Source organism: Cupriavidus sp. P-10, from assembly GCF_003402535.2.
Classification (GTDB): domain Bacteria; phylum Pseudomonadota; class Gammaproteobacteria; order Burkholderiales; family Burkholderiaceae; genus Cupriavidus.
Genome location: NZ_AP025170.1, coordinates 1,815,485 through 1,830,201 on the forward strand (window position 1 = coordinate 1,815,485; position 14,717 = coordinate 1,830,201).

A 14,717-nucleotide genomic window follows, 5' to 3' on the forward strand; every position below is an offset into this window, starting at 1 on the left:
GCTAGCGCCGGCCCTTGGACTGGTTCAGCGCCACGGCGGCGCGGATCAGTGTCTTCAACGCCTTTTCGTCGATCTTGTCGCCTTCATGGAAGTCGATGGCGCGGCGGGTGTTGCCCTCCAGGCTGGCGTTGAACAGGCCGGCAGGATCGTCCAGCGCCGCGCCCTTGGCGAAGGTCATCTTCACAGCGTTCTTGTAGGTCTCGCCGGTGCAGAGGATGCCGTCGTGCGACCAGACCGGGACGCCGCGCCATTTCCATTCCTCGACGACTTCCGGATCGGCTTCCCTGACCAGCGTGCGCAGCCGGCCGAGCATCTGGCCGCGCCAGTCGTCCAGCTCCCGGATCCTGGCATCGATCAGCTCCGGAGCCGGAATGCTGTCTTGCTCGCTGTTCTGCTTGCTGTCTTGCGTGTCGCTCTTTTTCATGGCGGTTGCTCCTCAAGCGGATGCCGTGCCGGAGGCACTTGGCTGGCCCTGCATTGTGCCCAAGCCGGCGCTGCATTGCCACCACCGCGCCACCACGGCGTCAACGACGCCCTCACCTTGCCACGCCGCCCAAATCTGCCTCTAATAGTCTGAACAGGCGGGTCGGCATGACCCGGTCCGGTCAGGAGGCGAAATGCGCTGCACGCATTGCGGCTTCGCGAACCTTGCGGGCGCCAACTTCTGCGAGGAGTGCGGGGCGAGGCTTGCCCGCGTTTGTCCGCAATGTGGCGCAGAGGCCACGCCTGCCGCCAAGTTCTGCCGGGCCTGCGGCGTTTCCCTGACTGACACACCCGCGCCGGCACCCGCGCCTCAACTGGCGCCGCAACCAGCCAGGCCACCGGCGACCGCCCCCGTCCACTACACCCCGCCCCATCTCGCCGAACGCATCCTGGCCGAACAGGCAGCCATGGAAGCCCGCGGCGAGGCCGCCGGCGAGCGCAAGACCATCACCGCCCTGTTCGCCGACATGGCCGGCTCGACCGCGCTGACGCAGGACCTGGACCCGGAAGACGCGCGCCGGCTGATCGACCCGGTGGTGACGCTGATGATGGAGGCGGTCCACCACTACGAAGGCTATGTCGCCAAGTTCCTCGGCGACGGCATCCTGGCGCTGTTCGGCGCGCCGATCGCGCACGAGGACCATGCCCTGCGCGCGTTGTACGCGGCGCTGCGGATGCAGGGCGCGATGCATCGCCACAGCGACCGGGTGCGGCTGGAGCAAGGCATCCCGCTGCAGATCCGCATCGGCATCCATACCGGCGAGGTGGTGGTGCGATCGATCCGCAAGGACGACCTGCATACCGACTATGACCCGGTCGGGCACACCATCCACATTGCCTCGCGCATGGAAGGGATTGCCACGCCGGCATCGATCCTGGTCAGCGAATCCACGCACAAGCTCGCCGAAGGCTATTTCGAGTTCACGGCGCTGGGCACCACGCATGTCAAGGGCGTGCGCGAACCGCTGGCGGTATATGAGGTGGTCGGCCTGGGTGCGTTGCGCACGCGCCTGCAGGTGGCGGCGCATCGCGGGCTGGCCCGTTTCGTCGGACGCCAGCAGGAACTGGAAGACTTGCATGAGGCGCTGGAGCATGCCAAGGCGGGCGACGGCCGCATCGTCGCCGTGGTAGGCGAGGCCGGCGTCGGCAAGTCACGGCTGTTCCATGAATTCAAGACCCGCTCGCAACAGGGATGCCTGGCACTGGAGACGTTCTCGGTCTCGCACGGCAAGGCCTTCGCCTACCTGCCGCTGATCGAATTGCTGAAGAACTACTTCCAGATCACCGCGCAGGACGGCGACCGCGCTTGCCGCGAGAAGGTGACGGGCCGGCTGCTGACGCTCGACCGTTCGCTGGAAGACCACCTGCCCTACCTGCTCTACCTGCTGGGCACCACCGAACCGGGTTCGCCGCTGCCGACCATGGATCCGTCGATCCGGCGCCAGCGCACCTTTGACGCGATCGCCCGGCTGCTGGTGCGCGAGAGCGCCAACCAGCCGCTGATGCTGATCTTCGAAGACCTGCAATGGCTTGACGGAGAAACCGAGGCCTTCCTCAACATGATGGTCGACCATGTGCCCGGCGCGCGCATGGTACTGCTGGTCAACTACCGGCCCGAATACACCCATCGCTGGGAAGCCGGCGCACATTACTCGCAGCTGCGGCTGCAGCCGCTGGGCCCGGCCGAGGCGCAGGGCCTGCTGACCGCGCTGCTTGGCGACGACCAGAGCCTGGTGCCGCTGAAGCGGCTGATCCTCGGCAAGACCGAAGGCAACCCGTTCTTCATGGAGGAAGTGGTCCAGACCCTTTCCGAGGAAGGCGCGCTGCTGGGCCAGCCCGGCTGCTACCGCATCGAGCAGGCGCCGGCGCTGCTCCACATCCCGACCACGGTCCAGGGCGTGCTGGCCGCGCGTATCGACCGGCTGCCGCTGGCGCAGAAAGAGCTGCTGCAGACGCTGGCGGTGATCGGCAAGGAATTCCCGCAAAGCCTGGTGCTGCGCGTGGCCGGGCTCGACGACGACAAGCTGCATCCGTTGCTGGCCGACCTGCAGGCCGCCGACTTCATCCACGAACGCCCGGCGTTCCCGGAAGTCGAGTACGCGTTCAAGCACGCGCTGACCCAGGAGGTCGCCGGCAATTCGCTGCTGACCGAACGCCGCAGCGCATTGCATGAATGCACGGCACGGGCAATCGAAGACTTGTTCCAAGGCCGGCTCAAGGACTATTGCAGCGAGCTGGCCCACCATTACAGCCTCAGTGGCAACGTGCCCAAGGCGGTCGAATACCTGCACTGCGCCGGCCAGCAGGCGCTGCAGCGCTCGGCGCAGGCCGAGGCGATCCGGCACCTGAGCACCGCCATCGAGCTGCTCAAGCGCCAGCCCGACACGGCCGAGCGCGCGCGCCAGGAACTGACGCTGCTGCTGACGCTGGGACCGGCGCTGATGGCCGCGCGTGGGCAGGCGTCGCAGGAAGTCGAGGCCAATTACCAGCGCGCGCTGGCGCTGTGCGAGCAGGGACGGCAGACGCCTTATGTCTTTTCCGCGCAGCTCGGCCTGTGGGCCTTCTACCAGTTGCGCGCGCAATACCAGGTGTCGCTGCCGCTGGGCAAGCGGCTGCTCGGCCTGGCGCTGCAGTCGCAGCGGCCCAAGCAGCTGGCCGAAGGCCACCGCGTGCTGGGCGCCACGCTGTTCCGGCTGGGCAAGCTCGACGCCGCGCGCACGCATATGGAGACGGTGCTCGCCCTGCCCCACCCCGATTCGCAGGCCTATGACTTCCTGATGGGCTACGGGCGCGATCCGGTGGTGCACGCGACCAGCACGCTGGGCTGGATCATGTGGTACCTCGGCTTCCCCGACCATTCCCGCGCACTATGCCAGGAAGCGCTGGTGATGGCGCGCACGCGCCCCGACGCCTACAACCTGGCGCTGTGCCTGGTATTTGCCGCGGAAGTGCACCAGTGCCGGCGCGAGGCGCAGCTGGCACGCGAGTATGCCGAGGCCGCGATCGCCATCTCCGGCGAGCAGGGCTTCCCGATCTACCTGGCGTGGGGCACGGTGGTGCAAGGCTGGGCGATGGCCGAACTGGGCGAGGCCGAGGAAGGGATCGCCCGGATCCGCCATGGCCTGGCCGCCTACGAGGGCACCGGCGCAGTGCTTGGCATCCCCAACCTGCTGTCGCTGCTGGCCGATGCCTGCGGCAAGGCCGGGCGGGCGGACGCCGCGCAGGAAGCGCTGGCGCGTGGGCTGGCACTGGCTGAGGAGACCGGCGAGCGGCTCGACGAAGCCACGCTGTGGCGGCTGCGCGGCGACATGCTGTGCCGGCTGCAGCCGTCCGGACACGAGGAAGCAGAAGCCTGCTTCCGGCAGGCGCTCGACATCGCCACCGGGCAAGGTGCGAGGCTGCTGGCGCTGCGCGCCGCGCAAAGCCTGGCCAGGCTGTTGCGCACCCAGCGCAAGGCCGATGTGGCGCGCGAGATGCTGGCCCGGCACCTTGCGCCGCTGACCGAAGGCGGCGACACCGCCGACCAGCAGGAGGCCGCCGCGCTGCTGGCCGCGCTGGGAGGCGAGGTATCCGCCACGCATCCGGCACCATAACCCTTCGCGCCCATGACCCCGCTACAGGCCAGCCAGCTCCAGGACCGCTTCGCAGCCGTGTGGGCGCGCGCTGGGGGCACGCATGCGCGCGACGCCTTTGCCGACCTTGCCGGCCGCTATGGCGAGCCGGGCCGCCATTACCACACGCTCGACCACATCCGCCGCTGCCTGCGCGACCTGGACTGGGCGCGCGACGCCATCGCCCCGGACGATACCGACGCGGTGGAACTGGCGCTTTGGTGCCATGACGTGATCTACGTGCCCGGCGCGACCGACAACGAAGCGCGCAGCGCCGGCTGGATCCTGCAGTGGGGGACCGGCATTGCCGCCGCCAACCGGATCGCCGCACTGGTGCTGGAAACGGTCCACGACGGGATGCCGGCAAGCCCCGCGGGCCGCTTCACCGCCGATATCGACCTGGCGGCGCTCGGCTGCAGCCGGATGCGCTTCCGCCACAATGGCGCCTGCCTGCGCGCCGAGCGCACCGACCTGGACGACCAGGCCTACGATGCCGCCGAGCGCGCCTTCCTGCGTGCCTTGCTGGACAGCCCGCGCATCTACTACACCGAGCTGTTCCACGCGCGCTACGAGGCCCGCGCTCGCAGCAACCTGGCGTGGCGGCTGGCGCAGCCGGGCCCCGCCGGCGTCACAGGAATTCGCCGCTGATGTCGATGCTGGAGCGCTGGCCGATGCTGTCGTAGTGCTGCGCCAGCCAGGCCGTGGCCTGCTCCCTGCCCCGGTCGCGCAGCGCGCACAGGAAGCCCCAGTCGGCGTTGTACTTGGTCGACACGCCGAGCGCCGCCATGGTCTCGTCGGAGCGGATCGAGTGGATCCACATCTCCTTCATCTCGCGACCGTCGACCTTGCCCTGCTGGATCAGCGCGGTGACGAAGGCAATGGCGCGCATCTCGCGCATCAGCGATGAGTTGAAGCTGAGTTCATTGACGCGGTTGAGGATATCCGCCGCCGAGGTGGGCACGCCGTGGCGCACGATCGGGTTGATATGGACGATGACCACGTCGTGGGTCCGGCAGTGGTAGATCAGCGGGAAGATCGCCGGGTTGCCGACATAGCCGCCGTCCCAGTAATACTGGCCATCGATGCACACCGCCTGGAACAGCGTGGGAACGCAGGCCGATGCCAGCACGGCATCGATGCTCAGTTCCTCCGGCGGAAAGATGCGTATGCGGCCGGTCTCGATATTGGTCGCGCACAGGTAGAGCTGGATCGGGCAATGCTGGCGCAGCACGGCGAAGTCCACCTGCGAGCCGAGCACTTCGCGCAGCGGGTTCAGGTTGTTGGGGTTGAACTGGTATGGCGACAGGAGGCGCAGCGCAATGTCGGCCATGGCATACAGCGGGGAATGGTTCAGCCCCAGGGTATGGCCGGTCTTGAACCAGGGCATCCAGCGGAACGGGCTGTAGCGCTGCGCCGAGTGCGAGATCGCCAGCCAGAATGCGTGCAGGGCCTCGCGTGCGCCGGCGCTGCCGCCTTGCAGCAGCCCGTAGGCCAGCACCGCGCCGTTCATGGCGCCGGCGCTGGTGGCGCTGACGCCTTCGATCGCCAGCCTGCCGTCCTCAAGCAAGCGGTCGAGCACGCCCCAGGTGAATGCCCCGTGCATGCCCCCACCCTGCAGGGCAAGCGCCACGGGTTTGGGGTCTGGCTGGTCTGGCTGGTCCGGCTGCATGCGAGGCTCCCTTCCTGGCGCAGCTTGCGTGCGCCAGGCTCCGTGCCGCGGGCGGCTGTCCGTATGCATCCAGTGTAGGGAATAAGCCGTTTGGTAACAGCCTGGCGCGTGGTGCGGCGACCGGACGGATGGCCGGCTTGCCGCTTGCGCCATGCCGGGGCATGCCTCAGCCGCTGGCGACGGCCATCACGACATGCGCCTGCATCGGGCCGGCGACGGGTCCGTCTCCAAATGCCGCCAGGAGCGCCTGTGCGCAAGCGTCAGTCGCCCGCGCCAGCGCATCGGGGCCGCGCCGCTCCAGGTCCGCGCGCAGCGGCGTGCCCTGGCAGTACGCCACTGCCGGGACGCGGGCGGCATCGGCGCGACTGGTGGCGGTGACGGTCTCGAACAGCGGCGGCGCGGTAAAGCCGCCCTGGCGCAAGTCCTGCTCGATCGCCGCCTGGCTGTGATAGCCGTGCGGCGTGCGCGTCATGAAGTCCGGCGGGGCCTCGGGGAACAGGCGGGCCAGCGCCGCCGAGACATCGCGGGCAAAGGCGTTGAACTCGATCCGGTCCCAGACGTTGAACACCAGCGTCCCGCCCGGCACCAGCACGCGGCGCGCTTCGGCGAAGGCCTTGGCCTTGTCGGGGAAGAACATCACGCCGAACTGGCAGGCCACCAGGTCGAAACTGGCATCGCCGAACGGCAGCGCCATGGCGTCGGCCTCGCGCCAGGTCACCGGGCGCTCCGTGCCCTCGGCCTGGGCCCGCGCCAGCATCGGCGCATTGAGGTCAGTGGCAACGATGATCGCGCCGGGCGCGAGCCGGCGCGCCAGCTCGCGCGTGAGCACGCCGGTACCGGCGGCCAGCTCCAGCACCCGGCGCGGTTGCAGCGCTGCGATGCGTTCGGCCAGTTCGGCGGCATAGGGCGCAAAGATCATGGGCACCATCAGCGACGCATACACGTCAGGGATCGCACCCGCGAAAATGTGGTCGGAATCCGGGTGGTCGGCATTCGGCTGGTCGGCATTCGGCAAAACCATGGAAGTCCCCTTGCCCGGCACGCTGGAAGCCGGGATCGCCTCAGTGGGTGTAGGACACCTGGCCGCGAAAGTAAACCAGGCGGGGCTGCGTGGAGCGATGGCGTCAGGGCCGCCCCAGCGCCTGCGCTTCCTTCATCTGCACGTTGGCAAATTCGAGCATGCGCAGCGCTTCGTCGAATACCGGCAGCGCCTGTTCCCGCTCCGGCACGTCAGGCATGCCGGCGCGGTCGGCGGCAACACCACGGATCAGGTCGTCCAGGAACCCGGGCTGGCTGGCCTCGGCGCGCTGCAGCAGCAGGTGCAGCAGGTAGGCGCAGGCGCCGAGGCGCGGATCTTGCATGGCGGTCATGGAACTTTCCCCCTGTAACGTTGGCAAGGCTGCGCGCCGCGCATGGCGCGTCATTGCAAAAAATATAGGGCACGCGGGGGTAAGGCAATGATCCGGATCGGCATCGCGCCTGCAGAAAAAATGTAAGCGGCCTTAGTCGCGGATGCGCGGCATCCAGCCGCTGCCGCGCGTGCGCGGATCCACCGGCAGCTGGCGCTGCAACGCGGCCTTGGACAGCATGTGCGCACTGATCGGCGCGGTCAGGAACAGGAACGCGGTCACCAGCAGCTCATGCACGCTGGCGTCGCCGCGAAAGCTGAAATACGCCACCGACGCCAGCACCACGCCGCCCACGCCCAGCGTGGTCGACTTGGTCGGCCCGTGCAGCCGCATGAAGAAGTCCGGCAGGCGGAACAGCCCGATCGCGCCCACCAGCATGAATACGCTGCCGATCACAAGCAGCGCGCAAACAATGAATTCCGCGACGGGATGCAGCATGGCGGTCTCCTAGTATTCGATGATGTCGCCGCGTTGCAGGTACTTGGACAGCGCTACCGTGCCGACGAAGCCCATCACCGCGATCAGCAGCGCGGCCTCGAAGAACATGGCCGAATCCAGGCTGATGCCCAGCAGCACGATCAACGCGATGGCGTTGATATTGAGCGTGTCCAGCGCCACGATGCGGTCCGGCAGGCTGGGCCCGCGCAGCAGCCGCGCAAAGGTCAGCAGGAAGGCCAGCCCGAGGATGACCAGGCACACCGGTATCACGATGGCAAGCATTGGAAAATCTCCTTCAGCGGGATTTCATAGCGCGACTTGATGCGTTCGACCAGGGCCGCTTCTTCTTCCAGGTCGAGCACGTGGACCAGCAGCGCGCGCCGGTCGTCGCTGAGTTCGGCGCACAGCGTGCCCGGGCTCAGGGAAACGATGCTGATCAGCGCGGTGGTGGCCAGTTCATGCTCCACGTCCAGCGGCACCACGATGAAGGCCGGCCGCAGCCGTGCGGTGCGGCCCAGCACCAGGATGGCCACTTCGATATTGGCCATGACGATATCGATCAGCACATGGATGCTCAGGCGCAGGATCAGGTCGGGACGTGACAGCCGGAATGCGCCCAGCACCAGCCAGCGGTCGGCCAGGCGGCCGATGGCCCAGCCGAGCAATGCGCCCAGCAGCCAGTGGCCGGGGGCGATGCTGTTGGACAGCATCAGCCATATCAGCAACAGGATCAGGCTGAGCCAGGGATGGGGCAGCAGGTGGCGCATCAAGCGGCGCAGCATGGCTACTCCCCTTGCGCGGGCAACACGGCCCGCAGGTAAGCCGCGCGGTCCAGCAACTGCGCGGCGGCGTCCGCCATGTATTCGGTGGCCGGCCGCGCATAGACGGTCAGCGTGACGTTGCCCGCCAGCAGCAGCGCGCAGCAGGCCAGCTTGCGCGGATCCGGCCGCACGCGGGCGCGCGCCGCGGAAGGATGGTCCTCGTCGAGATACTCCGCGCCTTCCGGCACCTGCGCCGCTTCATGCGGCAGGCGCCACAGCAGCCGCGTACCGGTGCGCGACACCGCGATCAACAGCAGCAGGCTCGATCCCAGTACCACCGGCCACAGCGCCGGCATCCATGGCGCGGGGGTCGCGCGCAGGATCATGGCCTTGCCGAGGAAGCCCGACAGCGGCGGCAGGCCCACCGCCGCGAGCACGCCGACCAGGTACAGTACCCCGGCCAGTCGCGAGGCCACCGGCGGCGCGCCGTCGCGCGCGGGATCCGGCTCCAGCGCATCGGCCAGCAGGAACAGGCCCGCTGTGCACAGCGTGGTGCTGGGCAGGTAGTACAGCGCTGCGGCCCAGCCGGCCTGCGTCTGCATCGCCACGCTGGCCGACAGCAGACCCACCGACGCTACCACCAGGTAGCTCGTCATCGCGCGCAGCGTGCGGGCGGCCACCGCGCCGATGCCGCCGATCGCCAGCGTCACCAGCGCCAGCGGAAACACCCAGTCATGCAGGAACGGCCCCAGCAGCCCCTGCGCGCCGCCGAACAGCAACGCGGCACAGCGCAGCATGGCGTAGATGCCGACCTTCGTCATGATGGCGAACAGCGCGGCGACCGGGCCGGTGGCACTGGCATAGGCACGTGGCAGCCAGAAGTACAGCGGGAACAGCGCCGCCTTGAGCGCGAACACCAGCATCAGCATGACGCCGGCGGCCACTGCCAGCGGCAGATCCTGCGCCGGCAGGCCGGCCAGCCGCAAGCCCAGGTGCGCCATGTTGAGCGTGCCGCTGAGCCCGTACAGCACGCCGATCGCCACCAGGAAGAACGACGAGGCCACCAGGTTCAGGATGACGTAGTGGAGCCCGGCGCCGATGCGCGCGCGGCCCGCGCCATGCACCAGCAGCGCGTAGGAGGCGATCAGCAGGATCTCGAAGAAGACGAACAGGTTGAACAGGTCGCCGGCCAGGAACGCGCCGTTCAGGCCCATCAGCTGGAACTGGAACAGCGCGTGGAAATGCCGGCCCTGGCGCGCGGTGCCCTCGCCTGCCGCGGCTAGCGCCGCAATAGCCAGCACCGACGTCAGCACCAGCATCATGGCGCCGGTACGGTCCAGCTGCAGCACGATGCCGAACGGGGCGGCCCAGTTGCCCATCGCATAGACGTCGATGGCGCCCGTGGCCGCATGCTGCATCAGCATGATGGCCACCGGCAGCAGCAACAGCGCGGCTACCGTGCACACGGCACGCTGCGCACGCAAGGCCTGCGCTGGCATCGCTGTCAGCAGCGCGCCGGCGAACATCGGCAGCAGGATGGGAAGCAGTACGGCGTGGTTCATGGCCGCGGCTCCGGCTTGCTCCCTGCATCATCACCATCGGGGTCTGGCGCCGCGGCGTTTTCAGGCTCGCCGGCCGCGTCGACATGATCGCTGCCGGTCAGCCCCAGCGAACGCAGCGCCAGCACCACGGCAAACGCCGTCATGCCGAACGCGATCACGATGGCGGTCAGCACCAGCGCCTGCGGCAGCGGGTCGGCATAGCTGGCGCCGGGCACGATCACCGGCGGCTGGCCGATCGACAGCCGGCCCATGCCGAGCAGGAACAGGCTGACCGCATACGACAGCAGCGTCAGGCCCAGCACCACGGTGAAGACCCGCTCGCGCAGCAGCAGGTAGATGCCGCAGGCGGTCAGGATGCCGATGGTCACGGCGTAGAGGGCGGCCATCAGTCGTCCTCCGTGGCGCGCGCAGGCGGCAGGTTGCGCACGCCCAGGTGCGAGATGATGACCAGCGTGGTCCCGGTCACGGTGCAGAACACACCTACGTCAAAGATCATGGCCGTAGCCAGCTCGATTTCGCCGATGCCCGGCAGGTGGAAATGCCCGAACGCGGTTGTCAGGAAGGGATAGCCGAAGGCCAGGCTGCCGAGACCGGTCAGCCCCGCCAGCAGGATGCCGGCGCCGGCGATGGCGCGATAGTCCGGCGCGATGCGCGATTCGGTCCAGCGCACGCCGTTGGCCACGTACTGCAGCAGCAGCGCCACCGACGTGATCAGCGCCGCGATAAAGCCACCGCCCGGCAGGTTGTGCCCGCGCAGCAGGATAAACACCGCCACCAGCAGCGTGAGCGGCAGCATCAGCCGCGCCAGCATCGACAGCAACAGCGGATGCGCCTGGCTGGTCCACGGCAGCCCGTCAGGCGCGGCCGACGGCGTTGGCAGGCGCATGCCCTTGAGCAGCGCCTGCACCGCCAGGCCGGCGATCAGCAGCACGCAGATCTCGCCCATGGTGTCGAAGCCGCGGAAGTCCACCAGCAGCACGTTGACCACGTTGTGGCCACCGCCGCCCGGCACCGCCTGCTCGACATAGAAGGCCGACACCGGGTCGTACGGACGCGTCATCACCGCATAGGCGGCCACCGCCAGCAGCGTACCGCCGCCCAGCGAGAGCACCACGTCGCGGGTGCGGCGCGCCGGGCCGCCCTGCTCGGCCGTCTCGCGCGGCAGGTAGAACAGCGCCAGCACCAGCAGCACGACCGTCACCACCTCTACCGAAAGCTGCGTCAGCGCCAGGTCCGGTGCCGAGAAACGCAGGAACACCAGCGACACCATCAGGCCGCAGCCGCTGAGCAGCACCAGCGCCGCCAGTCGCTGCCCGCGCGCGACCACCACCGCCAGCGCCAGCACCGCCAGCAGCGCCAGCGCCGCGCTGCCCATCGGGTCGAGCGCGCCGGCCGGGATGGTGCCGGCAAGCGCGTCGAGATCGGCCAGGTACCAGGCCGGCAGCGCCAGCATTGCCAGCAGCATCCAGGCGATATAGCCCGGCAACGAACCGCGCTCCAGCGTGCGCGTGATGGCGGTGGCTACGCCCTCGAGCGCGCGCATGCCGCTCTCGAACGAACGGCGCGCATTCAGGTGCTCGAGCGACTGTTGCCAGCGCCGCAGCGCATCGCGGCGCAGGAAGAACAGCGCCGCGCCGCCCGTCATCGACAGCAGGCTCATCACCAGCGGCAGGTTGACGCCGTGCCACAGGTTCAGGCTGTACGGCGGCAGCGGCGCGCGCAGCGTGGCCAGCGACGCCGCCGCCAGCAGGGTGCCCACCGTGTAAGCGGGCACCAGCCCGACCACCAGGCAGATCACGACCAGGAATTCCACCGGCACCTTCATGAAGCGCGGCGGCTCGTGCGGCGGGTAGTTGGGAATGTCTGGCTGCCTGGCGCCAAAGAACACGCCGTAGATAAAGCGCAGCGAATACGCCATCGTCAGCGCGCCGGCCATCGTCGCCGCCGCCGGGATGACCCAGTTGAATTCGCCCAGCAGGCCCTGCGCCAGGGTCTCGCCAAAGAACATTTCCTTGCTGAGGAAGCCGTTGAACAGCGGCACGCCCGCCATCGACAACGACGCCACGATCGCCAGCACTGCCGTATGCGGCATGTAGCGGGCCAGCCCGTGCAGCCGGTCCAGGTCGCGCGTGCCGGTCTCGTGGTCGATGATGCCTGCGGCCATGAACAGCGACGCCTTGAACACGGCGTGGTTGATGATGTGGAAGATCGCCGCCACCGTGCTGAGCTGGGTATCGAGCCCGAACAGCAGCGTGATCAGCCCCAGGTGGCTGATGGTGGAATACGCCAGCAGCCCCTTGAGGTCGCGCTGCAGCAGCGCCATCGCGGCGCCGAAGATCAGCGTTGCCAGCCCGGTCATGCTGACCAGGTAGAACCAGCCGTTGGTGCCGTCCAGCACCGGGTACAGGCGCGCCAGCAGGAACACGCCGGCCTTGACCATGGTGGCCGAGTGCAGGTACGCGGACACCGGCGTGGGCGCGGCCATCGCCTGCGGCAGCCAGAAGCTGAACGGGAACTGCGCCGACTTGGTAAAGACCGCCAGCAGGATCAGCACCAGCATCGGCATGTAGAGCGGGTGGCGCTGCACGTTGCCGGCCTGCGCCAGCACCGCCGACAGCTCGAAGCTGCCGCAGATATGGCCCAGCAGCAGCACCCCGGCCAGCAGCGCCAGCCCGCCGCCGCCGGTGACGGTCAGTGCCATGCGCGCGCCCTGGCGGGCGTCGCCGCGCCATGACCAGAAGCCGATCAGCAGGAACGACAGGATGCTGGTCAGCTCCCAGAACACCGCCAGCAACAGCAGGTTGCCGGCCAGCACCACGCCCAGCATCGCCGCCATGAACAGGAGCAGCAGGCAGAAGAAGCGCACCGCCGATTCATTGCGCGCGAGGTAGTAGCGCGCATACAGGATCACCAGCAGGCCGACACCGACCACCAGCAGCGCAAACAGGTAGGCCAGCCCGTCCAGGCGCAGCGACAGGTCGAGTCCCAGCGCCGGCAGCCAGCTCACGCGCCAGGCCAACCCATCCCCGGGCTGGTCGAAGACCGCGCCGCGCAGCTGCAGCAGCAACACCAGCCCGACCAGCGGCAGGCCGACGATGATCGGCGCCACCAGCCGCGGCACGCGCATGCCGATCACCCAGGTCAGCGCCGCGGCCAGCAGCGGCAGCGCGATCAGCAGCGGTAGTTCCATGGGCGCCGCCTCAGGCCTGGGCAGGCGCACGCGCCTGCGCGGCGCGCGGATTGACGACGATCACCGGCACCGTGGCTTGCGCCAGTACCGCGGACACCACCGATCCCAGCAGCGCCGACACGAAAGGGCCGCGTCCCTTGGCGCCGAGCACGATGGCATCGGCATCCAGCGTGTCCGCCAGCTGCGCCAGCTCGGCCGCGGGATCGCCATGCAGCCAGTGCCGCACCAGCGGCATGCCGGGCAGCACGGCTTCGGCGGCGGCAAAGGCGCTGTCGGCCTGGCTGCGGTTCTCGGCGTCGAGCGCGGACCGGGACAGGCCGGGGCTGCCGAGCACCGGCGAGACATGGGCAACATGCACGGACAAAGGCTCGGCCAGCAGCGGGCGGCTGGCCAGGCGGCGGGCGGCGGCAACGCTGTCGGGCGATCCGTCCATCGCGAGTACGACGACTGTCATGGGCAAAGTCCAGGCTTAACGATACAGCGGGCAGGCGTGCCCCCTACTTTCCGGATTCTGGGGGTATTGCGCAAGTCATGCATGGCCTGTTAGGGGATGCACGAAAAAATTCATGGTCCTGCATAACATACTGAATACACACGCGCCAGCGCATGCATCGCGGCAACATGGTGGCGCGCGGCAAACGATATATGCCCGCTATCGCCCGCCAACAAATGAATATTGGACGCGGCCGGCCCGGCTGCCTTAGCCTTGGCGCCAGCAACTGAACCCGATGCACCCGGAGACACCCACCATGAGCGACTTCCTCCTCTACGAACAGGACGGCCACATCGTCACGCTGACGATGAACGAGCCCGAGCGCCGCAACCCGCTGACCGGCAATACCGCGGTGGCGGAGTTCCTGGCCGCGATCGAGCGCATCCATGCCGACCGCAGCGTGCGCGCCGTGGTCATCACCGGCGCCGGCACGGCGTTCTCCTCCGGCGGCAATATCAAGGACATGGAACGCCAGGCTTCCGGCCAGGTGCCGGGCATGGAGATCCGGCAGGACTACCGCTGCGGCATCCAGCGGCTGCCGCTGGCACTGTTCAACCTGGAAGTGCCGGTCATTGCCGCCGTCAACGGCGCGGCCATGGGCGCGGGGCTGGACCTGACCTGCATGTGCGATATCCGCATCGCCTCCGAGCGCGCGCAGTTTGCCGAATCGTTCGTCAAGCTGGGCATCATCCCCGGCGACGGCGGCGCATGGCTGCTGCCGCGCGTGATCGGGCTGTCGCGCGCCGCCGAGATGACCTTTACCGGCCAGGCGATCGATGCGAAGACCGCGCTGGAATGGAACCTGGTCTCGCGCGTGGTGGCCCCCGAGGCGCTGCTGCCGACCGCGTACGAGCTGGCCGGTCGCATCGCCGCCAACCCGCCGCACGCGGTGCGCCTGGCCAAGCGGCTGATGCGCGAAGCCATTCACACCCGCCTCGACACGCTGCTGGAACTGTCCGCCGGCTTCCAGGCGCTGTCGCACCAGACCGCCGACCATCGCGAGGCGGTGCAGGCATTCCTGGACAAGCGCACGCCGGTGTTCAGCGGCAACTGACCAAGCGGATCGAGCGGATCGAGCGGATCGAGCGCATGAGCACCCGG

General features: G+C 68.6%; 14 protein-coding genes. 3 read left to right on the forward strand and 11 right to left on the reverse strand.

What is annotated here, in order from left to right; translation table 11 throughout:
• Nucleotide 1: 1 nt before the first annotated feature.
• Nucleotides 2-424, reverse strand: a complete 423-nt coding sequence (locus tag CTP10_RS08335; RefSeq protein ID WP_116320740.1) for a DUF1801 domain-containing protein — start codon at nucleotides 422-424, stop codon at nucleotides 2-4.
• A gap of 193 nt (nucleotides 425-617) precedes the next feature.
• Between CTP10_RS08335 and CTP10_RS08340 the strand changes: the two genes are divergently transcribed.
• Nucleotides 618-4,076: an adenylate/guanylate cyclase domain-containing protein gene (locus CTP10_RS08340; RefSeq protein WP_116320739.1), complete on the forward strand. Its 3,459-nt coding sequence runs from the start codon at nucleotides 618-620 to the stop codon at nucleotides 4,074-4,076.
• A 12-nt stretch (nucleotides 4,077-4,088) separates the two neighbouring features.
• Nucleotides 4,089-4,742, forward strand: a complete 654-nt coding sequence (locus CTP10_RS08345; protein WP_116320738.1) for an HD domain-containing protein — start codon at nucleotides 4,089-4,091, stop codon at nucleotides 4,740-4,742.
• On the opposite strand, the gene CTP10_RS08350 is transcribed toward CTP10_RS08345, so the two are convergent.
• From CTP10_RS08350 to CTP10_RS08395, 10 genes are all read right to left on the reverse strand, one after another.
• Nucleotides 4,723-5,763, reverse strand: coding sequence for a patatin-like phospholipase family protein (locus CTP10_RS08350; RefSeq protein ID WP_116320737.1), 1,041 nt, complete (start codon nucleotides 5,761-5,763; stop codon nucleotides 4,723-4,725). The two genes, CTP10_RS08345 and CTP10_RS08350, sit on opposite strands and share 20 nt — an antisense overlap.
• Nucleotides 5,764-5,929: 166 nt before the next feature.
• A complete protein-coding gene (locus tag CTP10_RS08355; RefSeq protein ID WP_116320736.1) occupies nucleotides 5,930-6,784 on the reverse strand; it encodes a class I SAM-dependent methyltransferase in 855 nt (284 codons plus the stop codon).
• A gap of 103 nt (nucleotides 6,785-6,887) precedes the next feature.
• Nucleotides 6,888-7,133: a hypothetical protein gene (locus CTP10_RS08360; protein WP_116320735.1), complete on the reverse strand. Its 246-nt coding sequence runs from the start codon at nucleotides 7,131-7,133 to the stop codon at nucleotides 6,888-6,890.
• 132 nt (nucleotides 7,134-7,265) lie between these two features.
• The gene (locus CTP10_RS08365) at nucleotides 7,266-7,610 is read right to left on the reverse strand and encodes a Na+/H+ antiporter subunit G (protein WP_116320734.1); all 345 of its coding nucleotides are present in this window, start codon (nucleotides 7,608-7,610) and stop codon (nucleotides 7,266-7,268) included.
• Nucleotides 7,611-7,619: 9 nt separating this feature from the next.
• Complete coding sequence (locus CTP10_RS08370) at nucleotides 7,620-7,892, reverse strand: K+/H+ antiporter subunit F (RefSeq protein ID WP_116320733.1); 273 nt, start codon at nucleotides 7,890-7,892, stop codon at nucleotides 7,620-7,622.
• Nucleotides 7,877-8,380 carry a Na+/H+ antiporter subunit E gene (locus CTP10_RS08375; protein WP_116320754.1) on the reverse strand — a complete coding sequence of 168 codons (504 nt, stop codon included), beginning with the start codon at nucleotides 8,378-8,380 and terminating at the stop codon, nucleotides 7,877-7,879. Before CTP10_RS08375 ends, CTP10_RS08370 begins: the two co-directional genes overlap by 16 nt.
• A 14-nt stretch (nucleotides 8,381-8,394) precedes the next feature.
• A complete protein-coding gene (locus CTP10_RS08380; protein WP_116320732.1) occupies nucleotides 8,395-9,933 on the reverse strand; it encodes a monovalent cation/H+ antiporter subunit D in 1,539 nt (512 codons plus the stop codon).
• Nucleotides 9,930-10,319 (reverse strand): Na+/H+ antiporter subunit C, encoded by a 390-nt coding sequence (locus CTP10_RS08385; protein WP_116320731.1) that lies wholly within the window; start codon nucleotides 10,317-10,319, stop codon nucleotides 9,930-9,932. Before CTP10_RS08385 ends, CTP10_RS08380 begins: the two co-directional genes overlap by 4 nt.
• A complete protein-coding gene (locus CTP10_RS08390; RefSeq protein WP_116320730.1) occupies nucleotides 10,319-13,123 on the reverse strand; it encodes a monovalent cation/H+ antiporter subunit A in 2,805 nt (934 codons plus the stop codon). Before CTP10_RS08390 ends, CTP10_RS08385 begins: the two co-directional genes overlap by 1 nt.
• Nucleotides 13,124-13,133: 10 nt before the next feature.
• Complete coding sequence (locus CTP10_RS08395) at nucleotides 13,134-13,577, reverse strand: universal stress protein (RefSeq protein WP_116320729.1); 444 nt, start codon at nucleotides 13,575-13,577, stop codon at nucleotides 13,134-13,136.
• 295 nt (nucleotides 13,578-13,872) lie between these two features.
• On the opposite strand from CTP10_RS08395, the gene CTP10_RS08400 reads away from it, so the two are divergent.
• Nucleotides 13,873-14,670, forward strand: a complete 798-nt coding sequence (locus CTP10_RS08400) for a crotonase/enoyl-CoA hydratase family protein (protein WP_116320728.1) — start codon at nucleotides 13,873-13,875, stop codon at nucleotides 14,668-14,670.
• Nucleotides 14,671-14,717 lie beyond the last annotated feature (47 nt).

Bases quoted from the DNA above. Each gene is read 5' to 3' on its own strand.
- CTP10_RS08335 (WP_116320740.1), bottom strand. From the start codon at position 424: ATGAAAAAGAGCGACACGCAAGACAGCAAGCAGAACAGCGAGCAAGAC.
- CTP10_RS08340 (WP_116320739.1), top strand. From the start codon at position 618: ATGCGCTGCACGCATTGCGGCTTCGCGAACCTTGCGGGCGCCAACTTC.
- CTP10_RS08345 (WP_116320738.1), top strand. From the start codon at position 4,089: ATGACCCCGCTACAGGCCAGCCAGCTCCAGGACCGCTTCGCAGCCGTG.
- CTP10_RS08350 (WP_116320737.1), bottom strand. From the start codon at position 5,763: ATGCAGCCGGACCAGCCAGACCAGCCAGACCCCAAACCCGTGGCGCTT.
- CTP10_RS08355 (WP_116320736.1), bottom strand. From the start codon at position 6,784: ATGGTTTTGCCGAATGCCGACCAGCCGAATGCCGACCACCCGGATTCC.
- CTP10_RS08360 (WP_116320735.1), bottom strand. From the start codon at position 7,133: ATGACCGCCATGCAAGATCCGCGCCTCGGCGCCTGCGCCTACCTGCTG.
- CTP10_RS08365 (WP_116320734.1), bottom strand. From the start codon at position 7,610: ATGCTGCATCCCGTCGCGGAATTCATTGTTTGCGCGCTGCTTGTGATC.
- CTP10_RS08370 (WP_116320733.1), bottom strand. From the start codon at position 7,892: ATGCTTGCCATCGTGATACCGGTGTGCCTGGTCATCCTCGGGCTGGCC.
- CTP10_RS08380 (WP_116320732.1), bottom strand. From the start codon at position 9,933: ATGAACCACGCCGTACTGCTTCCCATCCTGCTGCCGATGTTCGCCGGC.
- CTP10_RS08385 (WP_116320731.1), bottom strand. From the start codon at position 10,319: ATGGCCGCCCTCTACGCCGTGACCATCGGCATCCTGACCGCCTGCGGC.
- CTP10_RS08390 (WP_116320730.1), bottom strand. From the start codon at position 13,123: ATGGAACTACCGCTGCTGATCGCGCTGCCGCTGCTGGCCGCGGCGCTG.
- CTP10_RS08395 (WP_116320729.1), bottom strand. From the start codon at position 13,577: ATGACAGTCGTCGTACTCGCGATGGACGGATCGCCCGACAGCGTTGCC.
- CTP10_RS08400 (WP_116320728.1), top strand. From the start codon at position 13,873: ATGAGCGACTTCCTCCTCTACGAACAGGACGGCCACATCGTCACGCTG.